Genomic DNA, 22,634 nt, shown 5'->3' with positions numbered 1-22,634 from the left:
GTGACGACCACCCAGCAGGGCAACCCGAACCAGCCGGGACAGATCATCTACACCTACTCGGCCACGGATCCGTCGGGTAACACCGTCGCCTCACCCGTCACCCGCACGGTGACGGTGAACGACAACGCTCCGCCCACGCTGGCGCTGCTGGGCCCGGCTGTCCAGGCGCTCGAGTGCGCCGACCCGTACAACGACCCGGGTGCCACGGCCAGCGACGCCTGCTTCGGCGACGTCACCGGCCGCATCACCAAGTCGGGCTCGGTGAACAACATGGTGCCGGACAGCTACACGGTCTCCTACAACGTGACGGATCCGGCGGGCCAGAGCGCTCCGGCCGTCAGCCGCACGGTGAACGTGAGCGACACGAAGAAGCCCGTCGTCACGGTCATCGGTTCGCTCAACCAGGCGGTGGAGTGCGGTAGCTCCTACACGGATGAGGGCGCGACGGCGAGCGACGCGTGCGCCGGGACGCTGCCGGCGGTGGCCTCCAGCGTGGCCAACCCGAACGTGCCGAACACCTACACCATCAGCTATACGGCGACGGACCCGTCCGGCAACGTGGGCACCTCGACGGCCAGCCGCACGGTGACGGTGAGCGACAACCTGCCGCCGCAGCTGGCGCTGGTGGGCCCGGCCAACATGGGCCTGGAGTGCGCCACGCCGTTCACCGACCCGGGCGCCACGGCCAATGACCAGTGCGCCGGCAACCTGACGAGCGCCATCCAGAAGACGGGCACGGTGGACAACAGGCTGCTGACCACCCCGCAGGTGCTCCAGTACACCGTGAGCGACGGGGCGCACACCGCCTCGGTCGACCGCACGGTGACGGTGAGCGACACGCTGCCGCCTTCCATCGCGCTCAACGGCTCGCCCACCGACACCTTCGAGTGCGGCACCGCCTACGTCGATCCGGGCGCCACGGCGACCGACGCGTGCGCTGGCGCGGTGACGGTGGTGACCACCCAGCAGGGCAACCCGGACGCTCCGGGCCAGATCGTCTACACCTACTCGGCCACGGATCCGTCGGGCAACGCCGTCGCCTCGCCTGTCACCCGCACGGTGACGGTGAACGACAACGCTCCGCCGACGCTGGCGCTGCTGGGCGCGGCCACCCAGTCGCTGGAGTGCGGCACGCCGTACACCGACCCCGGCGCCACGGCCAACGACGCCTGCTTCGGGGATGTCACCAGCCGCATCGTCCGGACCGGCTCCGTCAACAGCTCCTCGCCGGCCAGCTACCAGCTCACCTACAACGTGACCGACCCGTCCGGCCAGAGCGCGCCGGCGGTGCACCGCACGGTGAACGTGAGCGACACCCTGGCCCCGGCCATCACGGTGCGCGGTCCGCTCAGCCAGTCGGTGCAGTGCGGCAGCGGCCCGTACGCCGACCCGGGCGCCACGGCCACCGACTCGTGCTACGGCGACCTGACGGCGGCCATCGTGGCCTCTGGCAGCGTGAACTCGAGCGCGGCCGGTAACTACACCATCAGCTACAGCGTGACCGACCCGTCGGGCAACTCGGCGACCTCCGCCGATGTGCGCACCGTGACGGTGGTGGATGACCAGGCTCCGTCCATCGCGCTCAACGGTGGGGCTGCTGTGCCGCTGGAGTGCGGCACGCCGTTCAACGATCCGGGCGCCACGGCTAACGACCTGTGCGCTGGCAACCTGCCGGTGACGGTGGCCGGTGCGGTGAACGAGAAGGTGCCCGCCGCCTACACGCTGACCTACAGCGCCAACGACGGCTATCAGAACGTCTCCACCAACCGCACGGTGACGGTGAGCGACACGCTGGCGCCGACGCTGGCCCTCAATGGCCCGGCGACGCAGGCGGTGGAGTGCGGTGGTCCGTACACCGATCCGGGGGCCACGGCCACCGACGTGTGCGCGGGCAACCTGGACGCGGCGGTGCAGGTGGCCGGCGCGGTCAACCCGGCCGTGGTGGGCAACTACAACGTCTCCTACACGGTGTCCGACACCACGGGTAACACCGCTGGGCCGGTCAACCGCGCGGTGACGGTGAGCGACACGCTGGCTCCCACCATCGCCGTCAACGGCCCGGTGGACCAGACGTTCGAGTGCGGCTCCACCTACGTCGATCCGGGCGCCACGGCCAGCGACCAGTGCGCCGGCAACCTGACGTCCGCCATCGTGGCCACCCGCACGAATGATCCGGCGAACCCGGGCAACTTCACCATCACCTACAGCGTGACGGATCCGTCCGGCAACACCTTCACCTCGCCGGTGGTGCGCACGGTGAACGTGGACGACAACGCCGCGCCGACCCTGGTCCTCAACGGCCCTGCGCTCCAGAACCTGGAGTGCGGCACGCCGTTCGTGGATCCGGGCGCCACGGCCAACGACGCCTGCACGGGCGACCTGTCGGGCGCCATCTCCCGCAGCGGTACGGTCAACTCGGCCGTGCCGGCCGACTACACGCTCATCTACAACGTGGCCGACTCGTCGGGGAACAGCGCCCCGTCCGTCAGCCGCACGGTGCACGTGGCGGACACGCTGGCCCCGACCATCAACGTCACGGGCCCGCTCAACGCGACGTATGAGTGCCGCACCGAGTACGTGGATCCGGGCGCCACGGCGACCGACTCGTGCGACCCGTCGGTGACGGTCGTCGCCACGCGCACGTCCAACCCGAACCAGCCGGACAACTTCATCATCACCTACAGCGCGACGGACGACGCCGGTAACACCACGGTCTCGCCGGTCACCCGTACGGTGACGATGAACGACAACGCGCCGCCGAGCATCGCGCTCAACGGCCCGGCCAACCAGACGGTGGAGTGCAGCCCGGACGCGTACCAGGATCCGGGTGCGACGGCGACGGACCTGTGCGTGGGCACGGTGCCGGTGATGGTCACCGGCACGGTGAACATGGGCGTGAGCGGCAACTACACGCTGCGCTACACGGCACAGGACACGGTGGGCAACACCTCGCCCACGGTGACCCGCAACGTGCAGGTCATCGACTCGACGGGTCCGACCATCAACCTCAACGGTGAGGTCGCCGTCTACGTCGAGTGCAAGGGCGAGTACGTGGATCAGGGCGCCACGGCCACGGACTTCTGCTCGCCGACGACCACCATCACCTCGACGTCCAACGTGAACACGAACGAGCCGAACGCGTACCTGGTGACCTACACCGCCAAGGACGAGAGCGGGAACACGAGCACCGCGGTGCGCAACGTCATCGTGGAGGACAAGACGGCTCCGACCATCACGCTGAACGGCGAGAACCCGTACGATCACCTCGAGTGCGGCACTCCGTACGTCGATCCGGGCGCCACCGCCACCGACTCGTGCCAGGCCGCCGCGCCGCAGGTCTTCGTCGACTTCATCGGCGTGGACCACATGAAGGAGGGCACGTACGAGGTTCGCTACCGGACCAACGACAACTACGGCAACCAGGCCACCGCCACGCGTGACGTGATCGTGGACGACACGCTGGGGCCGGTCATCTCGCTGGTGGGTGCCTCCGAGGTGGAGATCGAGTGCGGCGTGCAGCCCGACCTGAACGCGACGGCGCAGGACGCCTGCTACGGGAACGTGACCGCCAACATCGTGGCCAACCCGGCCACGCTGCCGAACGAGCCGGGCAACCACACGGTGACGTACTCGGCCCACGACGGGCACGGCAACACCACCGTCAGCGGCGCCACGCGCACCTACACCGTGGTGGACACGCAGGCTCCGGTGCTCACCGTCAACGGCTCCACGGAGATCTACTACGAGTGCACGGGCCACGCGATTGGCAACGTGTGGCAGAACCCGGGCGCCACGGCGACCGACTCGTGCCAGGGCGAGCTCCAGGTGCACCAGTACAACACGGGTGACGACGATGGCGACGGCATCCCCGGCGACATCGATCCGGATGACTTCGGGCCTGGCCCGACCACCACGGTGGAAGGCCTGTACTACGTGCAGTACCTGGCCTGGGATGACAGCTACAACATCCAGAACGCCATCCTCTCCGTGTACGTGCAGGACACGCTGCCGCCCATGCTGACGCTCAATGGTGAGGCGAACGTCCAGACGCAGTGCTTCGTGCCCCGCGGCCCGGACGATGTGGACCCGCAGCCGTACGTCGAGGAGATGGCGACGGGTGATGACCAGTGCTACGGCGATGTGTCCCCGTCGGTCATGGTGAGCGGCGAGGTCAACAAGCAGGAGCCTGGCGTCTACACCCTGCGGTACGACGTGCGTGACGGCGCCTTCAACTGGGCCGAGCATGTCACGCGCTCCGTGGAGGTCATCGACAACCTGTCGCCCACGCTGACCGAGACGAAGAAGGTGAAGGTGTTCCCCGCGGACACCATCACCATGCGCACGGTGGATCTGACCGAGTGCGCGGCGGTGTGGGATCGCTGCGACACGAAAATCAACATCCCCGTCAACGCGTACGACCTGGAGATCACCAGCAACGACCCGGCGAGCGACCCGAACGACATCGTGGTGCTGAACAACCACACGTTCCAGGTTCGCGCCAAGCTGGCGTCCGGCAACCAGATGCGCGTGTACACGGCGCGCTTCAAGGTCGAGGACGCCTCGCTCAACGGGGCGCAGGGCACCTGCACGGTGTACGTGCCGGTCAACGACAACGACGCGCCGCCGCCGAGCGCCGCGCCCGACTTCATGGCGGGCCGCTAGTCCAAGGCGGTTGAAGTCTCGAGACGGCCGGTGCCCGGAGCAGAGGGCACCGGCCGTTGTGTATTCAGGGGTACGCTCATGAGGCAGGCAGGACGGCTGCTGGCGCGGGGCTCCCGTCGAGGGAGCGAGTGCGATAGACAGGAGGCAGGGATCCGCCCTGGAGAAGAGCGCAAAGATGGGGCTCCGCCGGCTCGCCGCACACCTGCTGTTGCTCCTGTCCGTCCTGGGCATGTCCCTGCCCGCGCGAGCTCAGGTCTCCGGGGGCATGGGGACGGTGCCCGGAGAGCCGTGCGCGACGCCGGTGGTGGTGCTGGACACTCAGCAAGGTCTGCCCGTCCCCAGTCCGTCCAGGCTGGTGGATGTGGCAGGGACGCTCTTCTTCATCGTGAACGAGGGCGCCAACGGCCGGGCGCTCTGGAAGAGCACGGGCACACCCGCGGGCGCCTCGCGGGTGAAGGGATACCCGTCCTGGCAGTCGAGCGCGTCGCTCGATCGATTCACCGCCGTGGGCAACCTGCTGTTCTTCACGGTCACCACCTCCGTCGGCTCCACGGAGCTGTGGAGGAGCGATGGGACGGCTACGGGCACTATCCCCCTGAAGAGCTTCCCGACGGCGGGCCTGGGTCCCCAGTCCGAGTTCGTCGCCGTGGGGAACCTGCTGTTCTTCTCCGCGGCCGATAGCGCCTCGGACTACGAGCTCTGGAAGAGTGACGGAGCGCCCTCGGGAACCCAGCTCGTGCGGAACATCCGCCCTGGGACCACGGGCTCCTTCCCGTCCTCGCTGACGGCCCTGAACGGGCGCGTGTTCTTCGCGGCGGATGACGGTGTCAGTGGGGATGAACTCTGGACGAGCGACGGGACGCAGCCAGGCACCGTGCAGGTGGTGAACATCCGCGCGGACCCCATGGGCAGCCTTCCCAGCTCCCTGCGAGCGATGGGGGGGATGCTCTACTTCACCGCCACGGACGGGACGACCTCGACACTCTGGAAGAGTGATGGGACGGCGACGGGCACACGGCGCGTCGCGCCGACGGCGCTCTCCGGCGCGCAGAGCGTCCCCCAGGATCTCACCGTCGCCGGCAGCCAGCTCTTCTTCCGGCTCAGTGATGCCACGAACGCCGAGGAGGTGTGGCGGACCGACGGCTCCGAGCAAGGCACGTACCTCCTCAAGGACATCAAGCCCGGCAACTTCGGCTCGGTCCCCCAGCAGCTCACCGCGGTGGGGGAGCAGCTGTTCTTCATCGCGAATGACGGAGTTCACGGAGACGAGCTCTGGCGCAGTGATGGAAGCAGGACGGGGACGACGCTGGTGCGGGACTTCATCCCAGGCTCGGACGGGCTGATCGCCGCGAAGCTGGCGGCGGGTCCCGGAGTCCTCCTGGCGCAGATCAACGACGGCATCTCCGGCAGCGAGCTCTGGAAGATCGATGAGGTAGGAGTGGCCCGGCTGACGGACATCGGTCCGCAGGCGGCGAGCTCCAACCCGCGCGACATGACGAGCTCGGGCAGCAGGCTCTTCTTCGCGGCCACCCACCCGACCCTGGGCGAGGTGCTCTTCTCCCTCCCGCTCAACGAGGTGGACTGCTTCGCGCCCGTCATCACCTGCCCGGGCACCCAGGAGGTGGAGGCGATCAACCCGCAGGGCGCGTTCTTCTCCAGCCCTCCCGCGCTGGTGTTCGATGACGCGGTGGCGGTGCCCACCGTGAGCTCGAGCCCGGCGCTGTGGGGCTTCTTCGCGTTGGGGACCACGCCCGTCACCATCACTGCGACGGATGCGGCGGGGAACAGCAAGACGTGCACCTTCCAGATCAACGTCCAGGACAGGACGCCGCCGGTGCTGGTGTGCCCCCAGGCCGTGGTGCAGGAGGCCACGGGGCCCTCCGGGACCCTGGCCAACTACTTCGTGGTGGCGAGCGATGCGGCCGCCTCGAACCTCACGGTGAGCTACAGCCAGCCTCCCGGCAGCGTCTTCCCGCTGGGGACGACGATGATCGACGTCGTCGCGAGCGATGGGGCAAGGACCACCGAGTGCCACTTCCCGCTCACCGTCCGCGACACGGTGCCGCCGCGCCTCACCTGCCCGAGGGACATCGTGTTCCCGGCCCAGAGCGCGGAGCCTGTTCCCGTCAACTATCAGTACACGGTGGAGGACGTCGGCACGCCGAACCCGGAGCTGATCACCGAGCACCCGCCCGGGAGCCTGTTCCCGGTGGGAGAGACGCGCGTGACGCTCGAGGTGAGGGACATGGCGGGCCACAGCGCCGAGTGCAGCTTCTGGGTGAAGAACATCGACGCGGAGCCGCCGTCCATCACCTGTCCGGGGTCCCAGCAGGCGACTGCCTCCAAGCCCGAGGGCGCGGTGGTGCGCTTCCCCGAGGCGACGGCGAAGGACAACCTGATCGAGACGACGATCCGCTACAGCCATGAGCCCGGCAGTACCTTCCCGGTGGGGGAGACGATCGTCACCGCCACGGCGACCGACGCGGGGCAGCAGACGGCGAGCTGCACCTTCACGGTGACCGTGCAGGAGCAGCTCCGCAGGGACGGTGGCTGCCAGGCGGGAGCGTCCGGTGGAGCTCTCGGGTGGTTGCTGCTGGTGCTGGTGCCCGTGTGGGCTCGCCGCCGGGCCGCTAGAGTGGCGGAGTGACTCCGTCCTTCGACTCCTACCGCGCCCAGTTCCCCGTCCTGGAGAAGCAGCTGTACCTCAACCACGCGGGGGTGGCTCCTACCAGCCTGCGTGCCGCCGCCGCCGTGCGGGAGTGGATGGAGGACGTGGTGCACCATGGCGTGCGGCACGAGCGCCAGTGGGAGGCACGCGCCGAGCACACCCGGAGGTTGGCGGCGCGGCTGATCGGCGCGGAGCCGGAGGAGATCGCCTTCGTGCGCAACACCAGCCACGGGCTGGGGCTGGTGGCCGAGGGGCTGGACTGGCGGCCCGGTGACGAGGTGGCGGTGGCCACGTCGCTCGAGTACCCCTCCAACGTCTATCCCTGGCTGCACCTGAAGGATCGAGGCGTGGAGGTGCGGGAGATCGCCGCGAGCGAGGGAGGCGTCACGCCGGAGGCGGTGGCCGCGGCGCTCACGCCGCGCACCCGGCTGGTGGCGGTCAGCTCCGTTCAGTACGCCAGCGGCTACCGGACGGACCTGGACGCGGTGGGCGCCCTGTGCGAGCGCGCTGGAGTGCTGCTGTGCGTGGATGGCATCCAGAGCGTGGGCTGCCTGCCGGTGGACGTAAAGCGCAGCCGCATCCACTTCCTGAGCGCGGACAGCCACAAGTGGATGCTGGGCATCTCCGGCATCGGCATGTTGTACGCGAGGAAGGACGTGCTGCCCCGGCTGCGCCCCGTGCTGGTGGGGTGGCGGAGCACCACGGACGCATGGAACTTCCACCGCTCCCACTTCGAGCTGCGCTCGGACGCGCTGAAGCTGGAGGAGGGGAGCCATTCCTACACGGGCATCTATGCGCTCGGGGCCGCGCTGGAGCTGCTGCTCGAGGTGGGCGCGGACGCCATCGAGGCCCGCATCCGGGAGCTGCTGCGGGCCCTGGACGCGGAGCTGCGGGCCCTGGGCTGCGACACGGGGCCGGCGCCGGAGCACCGTGCCGGCATCCTCACGTTCCTGCCCCCCAGCGGGGATCCGCGACAGCTCTACGGCTGGCTGACCGAGCGCGAGGTGACGCTCTCCTTCCGCCGGGGCCGGCTGCGTATCTCCCCCCACTTCTACAACCGGCCGGACGAGCTGGAGCGGCTGGTCCGCATGGTGCGTGACTTCACGGGCGGGTGAGGTTCTCGCGAGGCTCGGAGGGGGGCTCGCGCAGCCATCGCCGGAGTGCGAGCGGGAGCAGGGCCAGGACGAGCGCTCCCAGGGAGAGGCCGCCCGCCAGCGCGAGCGCCCGCACCGAGGACAGGTGGAAGAGGCCCGACAGCTCGCGCACGAGGATGAAGACGCCGAGTGCCACGATGAAGCTCGCGAAGCCCTTGCGCAGTCCCTCGGGGGACAGTCCGTGGCCCAGCCGGGCTCCGAGGAGCGAGCCCACGATGGAGGCCACCGACATGCCTCCCGCCAGCAGCCAGTCCACGGGCGCGCCGCTCAGGAGCGCGCTGACGAGCCCCGACGCGCAGTTGAGCGTGATGACCAGCAGCGAGGTCGCCACCGCGCCCGGCATGGCCAGGCCCCCGAAGAGGGCCAGGGCGGGAACAACCATGAAGCCACCGCCCGCGCCCACCAGGCCCGTCAGCAGTCCCACGCCGAAGCCATTGCGCAGCACGACGGACAGGCGCCGCTCCACGGGCGCCTCGGGCATCGTCACGGCCGCCATCGCGGGCTCCGGACGCTTGCGGAGCATGGCCACGGCGGTGGCGAGCACCATGGCCGCGAAGGCGACGAGCAGCAGCGTCGGGGGAACGAACCTTCCCACGCGTCCTCCCAGGGCCGCGCCCAGCATACCGGCGGCGCCGAAGAGCAGCCCTACCCGCCACTCCACCCGCCCGGCCCTGGCGTGCGACAGCGTGCCGGTGGCGCTCGTCAGGCCCACCACCACCAGGGAGGTGGCGATGGCGCCGCGCGGCTCCACCCCGAGCACGTAGACGAGGATGGGGACCGTCAGGATGGAGCCGCCTCCGCCGAGCAGCCCGAGCGACACGCCCGCCAGCAGCGAGAGGAGCGCGCCGAGCAGGAGCATGCTCACGACGAGGCTCCCTTTCGGTCCTCGACGAGCGCCGTCAGGTCCCGCATCCGCCGCAGCGTGTAGTCGATGGCCTCCGAGGCCAGCCCATCCGCGCGAGCACGCGCACCCAGCCGCTCGAGCGCCTGGAGGAGCGTGGCGCGCTCCGGCTGGGGGAAGGCGGAGGGCCCCTCGAAGAGGCTCTCGCAGGGAGGAGGCGTGAGGGCTCCATAGAGCTCGCGCGCCGCGGCGCACAGGGCGTCGCGTGCCTGCCCGGCGCTCACGCGCGGACCGACGCCCGGCCCCTCCACGGGGAGCTCGGCCTCATGGACCGCGAGCATTCCTCCCTCCAGGTTGTAGAGCGCGGTGAAGCCCTGCCCCGCAAGCATCCGCGCGGCCTTCATGGAGCGCGCTCCCGAGCGGCAGATGAGCAGCAGCGGCACGTCTCGCGGCCATGCCATGGCGGCACCGGGAAGGGTGGCGAGCGGGACGAGCTCCGAGCGTGGCAGTCGCCCGAGCATGCCGTCGAACTCCGCGGGCTCGCGGACATCGATGCGGCGCGCCGTGGAAGGAAGGGATCCCAGCTCACGGGGAAGGATGGAGTGGATCTGCGCGGAAGGCATGGGGAGCTCCCGTGCCCCTCTCCCGTGGAGAGGGACGGTTCGAGGTGGAACGGTGTGCCGCCGAGGGCTCAGGCCTGGGGAGGCGCGAGCGCCCGCCCGCAGGCACGGTTGGCGGGAACAGCGAGCTCGAGCTTCTTCGGCGGAGGCAGGTTCAGCTCGCCCATGAGCTGGACGAAGGAGGCGCGATCCCTTCCCGCCAGGCGCGGGTTGAAGCGCTTCTCCTCGGCGATCGTCGTCACCGTGCGGCCCTTGTAGTCGTGGCCGGGGTACACCAGCGTCTCGTCCGGCAGCGTGAAGAACTCCTGGGTGATGGAGTCGTAGAGCTGCCCCGCGTTTCCGTTCTGGAAGTCGGTGCGCCCCGTGCCGCGCACCAGGAGGGCATCGCCGGTGAAGACGCGGTCGTTCAGCAGGTAGCTCACGCTGTCATCCGTGTGGCCGGGCGTCGCGAGCACCGTGAAGGAGAGCGCGCCCACCCGCACCACGTCTTTGTGCCGCACGTGGATGTTCACGCAGGAGGCGCCGAGCGTGCTCGCCACCACCAGGCACCCGGTCCGCTCGCGCAGCTGGCCCGCCCCCGTCACGTGGTCCGCGTGCACGTGCGTCTCCATCACATGCGTCAGGGTCAGCCCCAGCTCATGGATGAGGGTGAGATCCCGCTCCACCTGCTCGAGCACCGGATCGATGAGGGCCACATAGCGGGAGACAGGGTCGCCTACCAGGTAGGTGTACGTCGAGGACTCGGGATCGAAGAGCTGACGGAAGATCATGGGTCATGCCTCCTGTCCCCCCTTAGTGCCAGTCCCGTGCCATGGATATGCGGCCCGGGAGCAGGAGAGGATTCAACAGGTTGCAGTCCACGGCTCCGTTGCTGAAACGCTGCATGAAACGTTTCAGCGGCCCTTCGCTCCCTCCGCCTCCCGGAGCCGCCGCCAGAGCGTCACCCGGCTGATGCCGAGCAGGGAGGCGGCGCGCGCCCGGTTGCCCCGTGTCTGCTCGAGCGCCCGTCGGATGTCCTCCGGGCCGATGTCGCCCGGCTCCGCGGGGGCGGCGCTGGCGCTCTCGGGAGCGAGGGGCAGCCGCACCGGGCGGGCCTGCTCGTTGAACTCCGGCGGCAGCTCGGCCTCGGTGAGCGCGGGGCCCTCGCCCATGACGTGGGCGTACTCCATCACGTTGCGCAGCTCGCGCACGTTGCCCGGCCAGGCGTACTCCTGGAGCTGGCGGCGGGCCCGGGCCGAGAGCCGCAGCACCTGCCGGCCTCCGCGCGCGTTGAGCTCGGTCAGGAAGCGCTCCGCCAGAGGGAGGATGTCCCCCGGCCGCTCCCGGAGCGCGGGCAGGAAGATGGGCACCACCCGCAGCCGGTACATGAGGTCCGCCCGGAAGTGCCCCAGCTCCACCTCTCGACGCAGGGCCCGATGCGTGGCCGCCACGATGCGCACATCCACGGAGACGGGCTCGCGGCCGCCCACGGGGATGACGGTGCGCGTCTCCAGCACGCGCAGCAGCTTGGCCTGCAGCTCCAGGGGCAGCTCCGCCACCTCGTCCAGGAAGAGCGTGCCTCCCTGGGCCAGCCGGAAGTGGCCGGGGCTGTCTCGGACGGCGCCCGTGAAGGCCCCCCTCACATGGCCGAACAGCTCGCTCTCCAGGAGGGAGGGCGAGAGGGCGGCGCAGTTGATGGCCCGGAAGGGACCTCGCGCTCGGGCCGAGAGGGCATGCAGGGCATTGGCGACCAGCTCCTTGCCGGTGCCGCTCTCTCCGCGGACCAGGACGCTGGCCTCCGTGCGCGCGGCCTTCTCGATGATTCGGAAGAGCCGACGCATGCGCAAATCCTGCGTCCACAGCCCGTGGAAGAGCTCCTCCCGGGTGTTCGGGTCCACATGACAGGGCGCCAGGTGGACCGCATGGCCCACGCTCCGGTTTCCCTCCGTGAGCGTCGTGGCTCGAACCCGGAGCGAGCGGGGTTTCCCGCGCCCCTGTGCACTCCCCAGCGCGAAGATCGCCTCGCGCTGAGAGCGGAGGAGCGTCCGCAGCTCCTCCTCCGTGCAGGCGAAACCCTCGCGAAACCGCTGCCCGGAAGACAGCGGCTCACCCAGCAGGGCTCGTGCCTCGGCTCCCAGGGCGAGCACCCGGCCCTGTGCATCGAGCAACACCGTGGGGCCGGCGGCGGCCTCGAGCGCCCGCAGGGCCTGCCGCAGCACTTCTTCGGGGGGCGCCTGTCTCGGGGACGTTTCCTTCATGACGGAGTCATAGCCCGGGGGACCACTGCCCGCGTTGCAGATTGTTTCGTAGACGTTTCAGCCACCGTTTCAGCGGAGGTTTCCGTCGATGGGGCCTGGAGGACTCCCCGGGGTGGGCCCGGAGCAGGGCCGCTGGCACGCGCCATGCTCTGACGAAGAGCTTGAGACAACCCCTCAGGGATCCGGAGAAGACCCATGACAACCGTATCGAGCTCCCAGGCTCTCGCCGCGCCGCTGGCCCTGCTGCCCGCGCGCGAGCACTTCCGCGTCCTCCTCATTGGAGGAGGCACGGCGGGCATCACCGTGGCCGCTCGGCTGCGGCGGCTCGGGGTGACGGGGGTGGCCGTCATCGAGCCCTCTCGCAAGCACTACTACCAGCCGCTGTGGACGCTAGTGGGGGCGGGGGCGGCGCGCGCGGAGGACAGCGTGCGCGACGAGGCCGACTTCATTCCCGAGGGCACGCGCTGGATTCAGGATCGAGCCGAGGAGGTGGACCCCATCGCCCGAGAGGTGCGCTGCGCGTCGGGCCTGCGCGTGGGCTACGACTTCCTGGTCGTCGCGCCGGGCATCCAGCTCAACTGGGACAAGGTGCGCGGCCTGCGCGAGGCGCTGAGGACGCCCTACGTCTCCAGCAACTACGACTTCGAGCTGGCGCCGAAGACGTGGAAGATGATCCAGGACTTCGACGGAGGCACCGCGCTCTTCACGCACCCGTCCACTCCGGTGAAGTGCGCCGGAGCGCCGCAGAAGATCATGTACCTGGCGGCCGACCACCTGCGGCGCACGGGGAAGCGGGAGCGCGCGAAGATCATCTTCGGCTCGGGCGGCAAGGCCATCTTCGGCGTCAAGCCGTTCGCCGAGGTGCTGCAGCAGGTGGTGGAGCGCTACGGCATCGACACCCGCTTCCAGCACAACCTGGTGGAGGTGCGAGGGGACCGGCGCGAGGCCGTCTTCGAGGTGACGCGCGAGGACGGCTCCCGGGGCGAGGTCGTCATCCCGTACGACATCCTCCACGTGACGCCGCCGCAGAGCGCGCCGGACTTCATCCAGCGCAGCCCGCTGGCGCACGCGGACGGGCCGTGCAAGGGCTGGGTGAAGGCCGACAAGTACACGCTCCAGCACCCGGACTACCCGGAGGTGTTCGCGCTGGGAGACGCGTCGGACCTCCCCACCTCGCGCACGGGCGCCGCCATCCGCAAGCAGGCGCCGGTGCTGGTGGAGAACCTGCTGGCGGTGATGGCGGGCCGCAAGCCCGAGGCGCGCTATGACGGCTACGCCTCGTGCCCGCTCACCACGGGGTACGGCAAGCTGCTGCTCGCCGAGTTCGACTACGACGGGAAGCCCACTCCGAGCTTCCCGCTCATCGACACCCTCCAGGAGCGGCGCGACATGTGGCTGATGAAGAAGTACGGCCTGCCGCGGCTCTACTGGGGGCTCATGCTGCGCGGGCGCGCGTGAGGCGCTCGCTCAGAACAGGTTCTCGATGGAGAGGTAGCGCTCGCCCGTGTCGTAGCAGAACGTCAGCACCCGGCTGCCGTCGGGGATGTCGCTGAGCTTGCGGTTCACCGCCGCCAGCGCCGCCCCCGACGAGATGCCCACGAAGATGCCCTCCTCGCGCGCCGAGCGGCGGGCGAACTCGAACGCCTCCTCCTCGGGGATCTGGATCGCTCCGTCGATGGCCGCCGTGTGCAGGTTCTTCGGGATGAAGCCCGCGCCGATGCCCTGGATGGGGTGCGGCCCCGGCGCGCCGCCGCTGATGACGGGCGACTTGGCCGGCTCCACCGCGAACACCTTCAGCTTGGGCCACGCCTTCTTCAGCTCCTCGGCGCACGCGGTGATGTGGCCGCCCGTGCCCACGCCCGTGATGATGTAGTCGAGCCCCTCGGGGAAGTCCGCGAGGATCTCCTTCACCGTCGTGCGGCGGTGGACCTCGATGTTGGCCTCGTTCTCGAACTGCTGCGGCATCCACGCGTTGGGCGTCTGCGCCACCATCTCCTGCGCGCGCGCGATGGCCCCCTTCATGCCCTGCGCCCGAGGCGTCAGCTCGAACGTCGCCCCGTAGGCCGCCATCAGCCGGCGCCGCTCCAGGCTCATGGACTCGGGCATGACGAGGATGAGCTTGTAGCCCTTCACCGCCGCCACCATCGCCAGCCCGATGCCCGTGTTGCCCGAGGTGGGCTCGATGATGACGCTGTCCTTCTTGAGGATGCCCCGCTGCTCGGCGTCCTCGATCATCGACAGGCCGATGCGGTCCTTGATGCTGCCGCCCGGGTTGGCACGCTCCAGCTTGATGTAGACCTCGACCCGCGACGGGAAGAGCCGGTTGACGCGGACGTGGGGCGTGTTGCCAATGGTCTGCAGGATGTTTGCTGCCTTCATGCGGTGGGCCTCGCGGGTAGGGGACTGCGCAGGGGTTAGATGTGGAACTCGAGCTCGCCCAGGTCCGCGTCGTTGTTGCGGTGGCGGACCTCGGTGCGACGGGTGACGATGGACTGGGGCGGCACGCTCTGCGTGAGCCAGGCGTTGCCGGCGATGACGGTGCCTCGGCCCACCACCGTGTCTCCGCCCAGGATGGTGGCGTTGGCGTACACCACCACGTCGTCCTCCAGCGTGGGGTGGCGCTTCTTGTCCGACAGGTTCTTCTGCACCACCAGCGCGCCCAGCGTCACGCCCTGGTAGATCTTCACCCCGTCGCCAATCACCGTCGTCTCGCCAATCACCACGCCGGTGCCGTGATCGATGACGAAGCGCCGGCCGATGGTGGCGCCCGGGTGGATGTCCACGCCGGTGCGCTGGTGGGCGAACTCGGTGAGCAGCCGCGGCAGCAGCGGCAGCCCCAGCACGTGCAGCGCGTGCGCCACGCGGAAGATGGCGATCGCGTAGAAGCCCGGGTAGGTGAGGATCACCTCGTCCACGCTGCGAGCGGCCGGGTCCGCCTCGTGGATGGCCGCCGCGTCCTGGCGCAGCGCATCATAGATGTCCGGCAGCTGCGCGATGAAGCGCTGGGGAATGGAGGCATCCACCTCCGGATAGAGCGCGGCCAGCATCGACCGCAGCCGGACGAGGTAGGCCTCTACCGTCATCACGTCTCGCTGGATGGCGGCCGCGTTGCACTCCAGCTGCTCGGCGAAGTGGGGGAAGAGCAGCCCCAGCACCTGCTGGACGAACTCGGGCGCCGCGCTCCGAATCTCCGGGGGGAAGCACTGGCGCTTGCGGCTTTCCAGCAGGACCGAGAGCAGCCTGTCGTAGGGGGCATCCATGGGGGAGCGGACCTTACCCCACCTCTTGATGGGAGTGGCGGAGGTTTTTCCACTATAACGGATACGCCTCCGAACTGCTCGCCGCAGCACTTCGTTGCGGGCGGCGCGGCGCATGGCGAGGATCGGCCCATGTCCACCGCTCCCTCGTATGTCCATGGCACCAGCACGCTCCCGCTGCTGGGAGAGACCATCGGTGAGAACCTTCGCCGCACCGTGGAGCGCCACGGCGACGCGGAGGCGCTGGTGGTGCTGTCCCAGGGCTTCCGGGCGACCTACCGGCAGCTCTGGGAGCTCACCACCCAGGTAGCCCGGGGGCTGATTGCCCTGGGGGTGGAGAAGGGAGACAGAGTGGGGCTGTGGTCCCCCAACCGCTTCGAGTGGGTGGTGGCGCAGTACGCCATGGCGCGCGTGGGAGCGATCCTGGTCAACCTCAACCCCGCGTACAAGTCGTCGGAGCTGGAGTACTCGCTGCGCCAGTCCGGCACCAGCGTGCTGCTGCTGGCGAGCGGCTTCCGGCAGTCCGACTACCGGAAGATGCTGGAGGAGGTGCGCCCCCGCTGCCCGGAGCTGCGGCTGGCGCTGGTGCTGGAGGATGACTGGGGGCTGCTGCTGTCCAACGGGGCGAAGGTGAGCGAGCGCACGCTGGCGGACCGCGAGGCCGCGCTCCAGTTCGATGACCCGATCAACATCCAGTACACGTCCGGCACGACGGGCTTCCCCAAGGGCGCCACGCTGTCGCACCACAACGTGCTCAACAACGGCTACTTCATCGCGGAGACGCTGCGCTACGGCCCGGCGGACCGGGTGTGCATCCCCGTGCCCTTCTACCACTGCTTCGGGATGGTGATCGGCAACCTGGCCTGCACCAGCCACGGCGCGTGCATGGTGGTGCCGGGCGAGGCGTTCGATCCGCTGGCGGTGCTCCAGGCGGTGCAGGCCGAGCGCTGCACCTCGCTGTACGGCGTGCCCACCATGTTCATCGCGGAGCTGGACCACCCGCGGTTCGGGGAGTTCGACCTGTCCAGCCTGCGCACGGGCGTCATGGCGGGCTCGCCGTGCCCGGTGGAGGTGATGAAGAAGGTCCAGTCGCGGATGAACATGCGCGAGGTGACGATCTGCTACGGCATGACGGAGACCTCGCCCGTGTCCACCCAGAGCGCGCTGGATGATCCTCTGGACCGGCGCGTCTCCACGGTGGGCCGGGTCCACCCGCACATCGAGGTGAAGATCGTCGACGCGGAGACGGGCGCGGTGGTGCCGCGGGGCTCGCCGGGCGAGCTGTGCACGCGCGGCTACAGCGTGATGCTCGGGTACTGGAACAACCCCGAGGCCACGAAGAGCTCCATCGACGCGGCCGGGTGGATGCACACCGGGGACCTGGCCACCATGGACGCGGACGGCTACGTGAAGATCGTCGGCCGCATCAAGGACATGATCATCCGCGGCGGAGAGAACGTGTACCCGCGCGAGATCGAGGAGTTCCTCCACACCCATCCGGGCGTGAGCGAGGCCCAGGTCATCGGCGTGCCGAGCGAGAAGTACGGCGAGGAGGTGATGGCCTGGGTGAAGGTGAAGCCGGGCGCGGCGCTCACCGAGAAGGAGCTGGTGGCCTTCTGCACGGGGAAGATCTCCACCTTCAAGATCCCCCGCTACTGGAAGTTCGTGGAGGAGTTCCCCCTCACCGTGACGGGCAAGGTGCAGAAGTTCCGGATGCGGGAGATCTCCGTGGGCGAGCTGGGGCTCCAGGCCGCCGCGGCCATCAAGACCGCTTGACCGGGCGCGAGGCCCGCGCCCCCTTGCGAGCTGGCGCCTTCTTCGCGGCGGGGGCCTTCTTCGCGGCGGCCGACTTCTTCGCGGCGGGGGCCTTCTTCGCGGCCTTCTTCGCGGCGGCCCGCTGCGCGGCCTCCACCGCGCGACGGGCCCAGGGCAGCAGCGCGTGGGCGTCGTCGCTCGCGTCTTCTGGAGGCGTCCAGTAGGGCATCTGGACAGGGCCCTTGCCCTTGCCGCCGTCGTACGTCCAGGGCTGGCAGCCCGCCGCCTCGAAGGCCGGGCGCGTCACCTCATCCGCCTTCAGGTAGAACCGTCCCTCGACGATGACCGCGAAGACCATTCCGCCGTAATAGAAGCCCCACCCGCCGAACATGGAGCGCGCCTGCACCGGCCCGAGCGGCTCCAGCAACTCCAGGGTGTACTCCGCCAGGCTGTCTATCTGGGGCATGCGCGAGTTCCTCCACTCTCGAGAGACCCGCACCATAGCCCTACCGGGCGGGTAGGGAAGCACCTTCGTGACGGTGCTCACACCACCTGGAGCCGGGGGCTGGGCGTGCGCGCCGGGCGGGTCATGGGCGAGGCGGGCAGCACCAGCGGCCAGAGCTCTCGCAGGGCCGCGCGGAGCGCCGAGGCGCTCCTGAAGCGAGCGTCGGGCGCCTTGGCGAGCAGCTTGAGGACGACCTTCTCGAACGGCTCGGGGAGCTGGGGGTTGAGGGTGCGCGGGGGCACCGGCTGCTGCTGCACGTGCAGGAACATCAGCGGCACGGGCTGCGTGTGGCGGAAGGGCAGCTGGCCGGTGAGCAGCTCGTAGGCCACGATCCCCAGCGAGTACAGGTCCGTCGCGGGGGAGACCGGCTCACCCATCGCCTGCTCCGGGGCCATGTACTCCGGCGTGCCGAAGACGGCGCCCTGGGCGGTGACGCCCGCCACGTGCTCGCTCTTGGCGAGCCCGAAGTCCATCAGCTTGAGCACGCCCGTGTGGGTGATGAAGAGGTTGCCGGGCTTCACGTCCCGGTGCAGCACCCCGCGCTCGTGCGCGTGCTCCAGCGCGCACACGGCGTGGGTGAGCCAGCGCAGGGACTCGGCGAGCGTGGGGCGGTGCGCCTGCAGGCGGTGCCTCAGGTCCATCCCCTGGAGCAGCTCCGAGATGAGGAAGTGCCGGTCGCCATCCGTCCCCACGTCGAGGAGCCGCAGGACGTTGGGATGATCGAGCACCCGGGCGTGCTCCAGCTCCTGTCGGAAGCGGGCCACGAGCGTCCCGTCGTGACTGGAGGCCGTCAGCAGCTTGAGCGCCACGGGCGCGTGCGTCTGGAGATCCGTGGCGGCGTACACGGCCGCGCTGCCGCCCGCGCCGAGCCACCGCTCCACGCGATAGCGGCCCGCCGCCACCTGCCCCGGCACCAGCCCACGCACGGAGGCGGGCTCGGAGGGAGAGGGGGTGACCGCGCCCTGGATCAACGTCCCCGAGGGCGTGCGCGCCAGCGAGAGGCGTGGCGAGACACCCCCGCCTCCCAGGTAGCTCAACGCCGAGGCTTCGTCCTTGTCCTTCACTGAAGTCTCCATCTGTCTGCCATGTCCTGAGCCGAGCGAGCGTGTGTCACGCCTCAGCTGGTGAGCAGCGACACGTGGGCGGGTGCGGCGTTGCCCTCGATGTCCAGGTGGGGGGTGGGCAGGTTGTACTCGGCGGCGGCGCTGGTGGCCTCGACGAGGATGGGACCGGCGATCTCCGGCGGCTCTCCCTGGCAGAGCAGATCCACCACGTGCTCCAGGGTCCACTTGCCCATGCGGTTCACCGTCAGCCGCTTGCCGTCGAAGGCGGCGGTGTCCGACAGCTCCGGGCTGGTGGCGAGCTTGGTCTCCACGGAGGTGCCCAGGTAGCCGCGCGCCAGCGTCAGCACCCGATCCACCACCGAGTTCCACGCCTGCAGGTGCGTGCGGTCCTGGGCCTCGTCCATGATGTCCAGGCCCACCTGCAGCCGCTCCATGCGCTCCAGGAACTGCGAGACGAGCGCTCCGCGGACGATGCGCCCGTGCTGCGGCGCGATGATCTCCACCGCGGGCTGGAGCTTGCGGATGGTGGCCACCGCGCGCGCCAGCGCAGCGTTCACCGGCATGTAGATCTGATGGAAGGCCCGGATGCCCTTCCAGTCGGACTCCTCGGCCCACAGGCCCTGGGCGTTGGCGTCGGTGAGGCCGCCGAACAGGTCGCCGGAGAAGAGCACGCGCGTCTGCGGATCATAGAGCATCACCGCGCCGCGGAAGTGGCAGAAGGGCGTGGGCACCGGGATCAGCCGGTGGCCGGTGGGCACGTTCAGGCCCTGGGCGAACTTCTCCGTGGCGATGAAGCGGTTGCGCGGCAGGTTCATGTGGACGATGAGCCGCCACGTGTCCTCCGAGCAGACGATGCCGGCGCGCGGAGCGTAGCGCGCGGAGATGATCGACGCGGACGAGCCCACGTCCGGATCCTGGTGGTTGATGAAGAGCGCGGACAGGCGCTCCAGTCCGCCGATCAGCGACGTCACCTTCGTGTGGATGGTGGAGAAGTCGCTGCTCGAGCCGGGATCGATCAGCAGGTTGAACTCGCTCTGCTTCTGCGTCTTCGGATCCACGCCGCGGAAGCGGCGCAGGTAGGGGTTGGCGTAGAAGATGTTGCCGGGATCTCTCTTGCCGACCCAGAACGTCTCGGGGGCAAACTCGACGGGAACCAGGCGCAGATCAGAGGGGGGGTGGGTGGAGACGGGGGGCGTGCTCATGGATGTGAATACGGAGGGGGGTGTACCCCAACCCTCAGCAATGCCGGTGCCACGCGACACCTTCCCGAAAGGGCTTTCCTGGACGCGCAGAAACTGCGTGAACCCGTAAGAACACGAAAACCTTGCGCAAACCTTGCGTTCACTTCTCGGCGGATTCCGGGGGCGGGGTCCCATGTGACTGCATTGGGTGTGGGAGCAATTCACCCGGGCGTCACGCAACGTGCGCTCGACGCAGGGCGATAAGGACAAGGGGCGGAGCAGGAGTGCTCGCCTCGCTCGCAGACAGGTCTAGCTGTGAAACCCTCATCGCTCCGCTTCGGGGCAGGACCCAATACATCGTGAGAAAGACTGAAACCTCCTCGAGGCCCACGCGGCTGGACCGTCGATTCCTGGCGGCTGTGCTCTCCCTGGTGCTCGCGGCGTGCGGCGGCGCCGAAGTGGACGGGGTGGAGAGTGACACCCTGGAGACCCAGCAGTTCGCGGTGAGCACGCCGGTGCGCCTCATGGCGGCCAACACCACCAGCGGCAACCTGCAGAGCTATGACCCGGGCGAGGGCATCCGCATCTTCAAGGGCACGAAGCCGGACGTGGTGATGATCCAGGAGTTCAACTACGGCGACAACTCGGCGACGGCCATCCGGACTTTCGTCAACAACGCCTTTGGTACGACTTTCTCGTATTACCGGGAGGCCGGGGCGCAGATCCCCAACGGCGTCATCAGCCGCTGGCCGATCATCGCCGCAGGCGAGTGGGACGACACGCAGGTGAGCAACCGGGACTTCGCGTGGGCGCGCATCGACGTGCCGGGCCCGAAGGATCTCTGGGTGGTGAGCGTGCACCTGCTCACGGCGAGCAGCAGCGTGCGCAACACGGAGGCGACCAACCTGGTCAACTTCATCAAGGCCAACATCCCCACGGGGGACTACCTGGCCATCGGCGGGGACTTCAACACCGACAGCCGCTCCGAGTCCTGCTTCAGCACCTTCTCCCAGGTGGTGTCGACGGCCAGCCCGTATCCGGCGGATCGCAACGGCAACACCAACACCAACGCGGCCCGCGGCAAGCCGTACGATCACGTGCTCGTGGACGGCGACCTGCGGCAGTACCAGGTGGCCACGGTGATTGGCGGCAGCACCTTCTCCTCGGGCCTGGTGGTGGACACGCGCGTGTACTCGCCCCTGGCGGAGATCTCCCCGGCGCTGAGCGGTGACAGCGGCGCCACCAACATGCAGCACATGGCCGTCATCAAGGACTTCCTCATCCCCGGGGATACCGTCAGCGCGAGCGTCACGCTGAGCTCGCCCAATGGCGGTGAGAGCTGGGCGGGCGGCAGCAGCCAGTCCATCACCTGGTCGGCCACGGGCGTGACGAACGTGAAGCTGGAGTACACGCTCAACGGCAGCACGTGGACGGTGATCACCTCGAGCACGGCGGCCTCCGCGGGCAGCTACCCCTGGACGGTGCCGAGCAGCGCCACCACCACGGCGCGGGTGCGCGTGAGCGATGCGGCCAACGCGGCCGTGACGGACTCGAGCGCCGCGGCCTTCACCATCACCACCTCCGGCGGTGGCGGCACGGGCACCGTCTTCATCAACGAGGTGCTCATCAACGAGGCCGGCTCGGACGTGAACGGCGAGTTCGTGGAGCTGGTCAACCCGGGCAGCACGACGGTGGATCTGTCCGGGTGGACGGTCTCCGACGCGGCGGGCCTGCGGCACACCTTCCCCAGCGGCTCGAGCCTGGCGGCGGGCAAGGCGGTGGTCATCTTCGGCGGCGCGGCGGGCATTCCCGCGGGCCTGACCAACGCGGTAGCCGCGTCCACGGGCTCGCTCAACCTGTCCAACAGCAGCGAGACGGTGACGGTGAAGAACTCGGCGGGCACCACGGTGGCCACGGCTACCTTCGGCTCCACGGTGACGGGGACGGACGGCGTGTCGGCCAACCGGAGCCCGGACGGCTCCAGCAGCGGGACGTTCGTGCTGCACACCAGCGTGGGCGGCACCGCGTCCTCGCCGGGCAAGCGTGCGAACGGCACCGCCTACTAGCGCGCGAGCCCCACGCCTGACCGACGGGTGTGGCACGGACGCCCGGGACCCTCGATGGTCTCGGGCGTTCGTGTTGTCGTAGGCTCGGCCTCGCTAGGAGAACCGAGCATGCGGGAAGTACTTCGGGCGCAGCCCCTCACGCGGGAGGCGTTCGCTCCCTTTGGAGACGTCATCGGCCTGGACCTGGGGGGGGGCAGCAGCGCCAACCAGGGGACGGCCACCCGTTACGATCGCATTGCCCGGCTCACCAGCAGCCGGCCCGAGGCCCAGCCGAACCTCGCGGTGTTCCGCTCGGTGGCGAAGGCGCTGCCCTTCGAGGTGCGCCTCGTCGAGCGCCACCCGTGCTCCACGCAGATGTTCGTGCCGCTGGCGTGCCAGCGCTTCCTCGTCGTGGTGTGTCCGAGCGATGAGCGCGGCGAGCCGGTGCTCTCCGAACTGCGCGCCTTCCTCTGCGGCCCGGGGCAGGGCGTGAACTACCACGCGGGCGTCTGGCACCACCCCATCATCGCGCTCGACGGGCCGGCGGAGTTCCTCATGCTGGCGTGGGAGGACGGCACCGCCCGAGACTGCGAGGAGCGCCCCCTCTCCGCGCCCCTGCGGGTGACCAGCGGCTGAGCGGTGCAG

General features: G+C 69.5%; 16 protein-coding genes. 7 read left to right on the top strand and 9 right to left on the bottom strand.

What is annotated here, in order from left to right:
• From KY572_RS45245 to KY572_RS45235, 3 genes are all read left to right on the top strand, one after another.
• Window positions 1-4,662: immunoglobulin-like domain-containing protein (locus tag KY572_RS45245; protein WP_224250015.1), on the top strand; the 4,662-nt coding region annotated here is incomplete at its 5' end.
• 175 nt (window positions 4,663-4,837) lie between these two features.
• A complete protein-coding gene (locus KY572_RS45240) occupies window positions 4,838-7,309 on the top strand; it encodes an ELWxxDGT repeat protein (protein ID WP_224250014.1) in 2,472 nt (823 codons plus the stop codon).
• Entirely contained in the window at window positions 7,306-8,445 is a 1,140-nt protein-coding gene (locus KY572_RS45235) for an aminotransferase class V-fold PLP-dependent enzyme (protein ID WP_224250013.1), read from the top strand. Before KY572_RS45240 ends, KY572_RS45235 begins: the two co-directional genes overlap by 4 nt.
• Here KY572_RS45235 and KY572_RS45230 read toward each other — a convergent pair.
• The 4 genes from KY572_RS45230 to KY572_RS45215 all read right to left on the bottom strand — a co-directional run bounded on the left by KY572_RS45230 (window position 8,432) and on the right by KY572_RS45215 (window position 12,182).
• Entirely contained in the window at window positions 8,432-9,343 is a 912-nt protein-coding gene (locus tag KY572_RS45230) for a sulfite exporter TauE/SafE family protein (RefSeq protein ID WP_224250020.1), read from the bottom strand. The two genes, KY572_RS45235 and KY572_RS45230, sit on opposite strands and share 14 nt — an antisense overlap.
• A 2-nt stretch (window positions 9,344-9,345) precedes the next feature.
• Complete coding sequence (locus KY572_RS45225) at window positions 9,346-9,948, bottom strand: rhodanese-like domain-containing protein (RefSeq protein ID WP_224250012.1); 603 nt, start codon at window positions 9,946-9,948, stop codon at window positions 9,346-9,348.
• A gap of 68 nt (window positions 9,949-10,016) precedes the next feature.
• A complete protein-coding gene (locus KY572_RS45220; RefSeq protein WP_224250011.1) occupies window positions 10,017-10,715 on the bottom strand; it encodes an MBL fold metallo-hydrolase in 699 nt (232 codons plus the stop codon).
• A gap of 123 nt (window positions 10,716-10,838) precedes the next feature.
• Window positions 10,839-12,182, bottom strand: a complete 1,344-nt coding sequence (locus KY572_RS45215; RefSeq protein ID WP_224250010.1) for a sigma-54 interaction domain-containing protein — start codon at window positions 12,180-12,182, stop codon at window positions 10,839-10,841.
• A 195-nt stretch (window positions 12,183-12,377) separates the two neighbouring features.
• Between KY572_RS45215 and KY572_RS45210 the strand changes: the two genes are divergently transcribed.
• The gene (locus KY572_RS45210) at window positions 12,378-13,640 is read left to right on the top strand and encodes an NAD(P)/FAD-dependent oxidoreductase (protein WP_224250009.1); all 1,263 of its coding nucleotides are present in this window, start codon (window positions 12,378-12,380) and stop codon (window positions 13,638-13,640) included.
• A 9-nt stretch (window positions 13,641-13,649) separates the two neighbouring features.
• Here KY572_RS45210 and cysK read toward each other — a convergent pair whose 3' ends face one another.
• Together cysK and epsC are read right to left on the bottom strand one after the other, a co-directional pair.
• Window positions 13,650-14,561 (bottom strand): cysteine synthase A, encoded by a 912-nt coding sequence (gene cysK, locus KY572_RS45205; protein ID WP_224250008.1) that lies wholly within the window; start codon window positions 14,559-14,561, stop codon window positions 13,650-13,652.
• A 35-nt stretch (window positions 14,562-14,596) separates the two neighbouring features.
• A complete protein-coding gene (gene epsC / locus KY572_RS45200; RefSeq protein ID WP_224250007.1) occupies window positions 14,597-15,442 on the bottom strand; it encodes a serine O-acetyltransferase EpsC in 846 nt (281 codons plus the stop codon).
• Window positions 15,443-15,571: 129 nt separating this feature from the next.
• Here epsC and KY572_RS45195 point away from each other — a divergent pair, with 129 nt between their 5' ends.
• On the top strand, window positions 15,572-17,215 hold the full coding sequence (locus KY572_RS45195) for an AMP-binding protein (protein ID WP_224250006.1): 1,644 nt from the start codon (window positions 15,572-15,574) through the stop codon (window positions 17,213-17,215).
• On the opposite strand, the gene KY572_RS45190 is transcribed toward KY572_RS45195, so the two are convergent.
• The 3 genes from KY572_RS45190 to KY572_RS45180 all read right to left on the bottom strand — a co-directional run bounded on the left by KY572_RS45190 (window position 17,202) and on the right by KY572_RS45180 (window position 19,965).
• Window positions 17,202-17,660 (bottom strand): TfoX/Sxy family protein, encoded by a 459-nt coding sequence (locus KY572_RS45190; RefSeq protein WP_224250005.1) that lies wholly within the window; start codon window positions 17,658-17,660, stop codon window positions 17,202-17,204. The genes KY572_RS45195 and KY572_RS45190 overlap by 14 nt on opposite strands.
• 77 nt (window positions 17,661-17,737) lie before the next feature.
• Window positions 17,738-18,775, bottom strand: a complete 1,038-nt coding sequence (locus tag KY572_RS45185) for a serine/threonine-protein kinase (protein ID WP_224250004.1) — start codon at window positions 18,773-18,775, stop codon at window positions 17,738-17,740.
• A 41-nt stretch (window positions 18,776-18,816) separates the two neighbouring features.
• A complete protein-coding gene (locus KY572_RS45180) occupies window positions 18,817-19,965 on the bottom strand; it encodes an oxygen-binding di-iron domain-containing protein (protein ID WP_224250003.1) in 1,149 nt (382 codons plus the stop codon).
• 338 nt (window positions 19,966-20,303) lie between these two features.
• Here KY572_RS45180 and KY572_RS45175 point away from each other — a divergent pair, with 338 nt between their 5' ends.
• Together KY572_RS45175 and KY572_RS45170 are read left to right on the top strand one after the other, a co-directional pair.
• Window positions 20,304-22,010 carry a lamin tail domain-containing protein gene (locus tag KY572_RS45175; RefSeq protein WP_224250002.1) on the top strand — a complete coding sequence of 569 codons (1,707 nt, stop codon included), beginning with the start codon at window positions 20,304-20,306 and terminating at the stop codon, window positions 22,008-22,010.
• Between the two features lie 108 nt (window positions 22,011-22,118).
• On the top strand, window positions 22,119-22,625 hold the full coding sequence (locus tag KY572_RS45170; protein WP_224250001.1) for an ureidoglycolate lyase: 507 nt from the start codon (window positions 22,119-22,121) through the stop codon (window positions 22,623-22,625).
• Window positions 22,626-22,634: the final 9 nt, after the last annotated feature.

This window comes from Hyalangium gracile (assembly GCF_020103725.1).
Lineage (GTDB): Bacteria > Myxococcota > Myxococcia > Myxococcales > Myxococcaceae > Hyalangium > Hyalangium gracile.
Note: the sequence above shows the minus strand (reverse complement) of the source record. Positions and strands in the feature narration are given on the sequence as shown.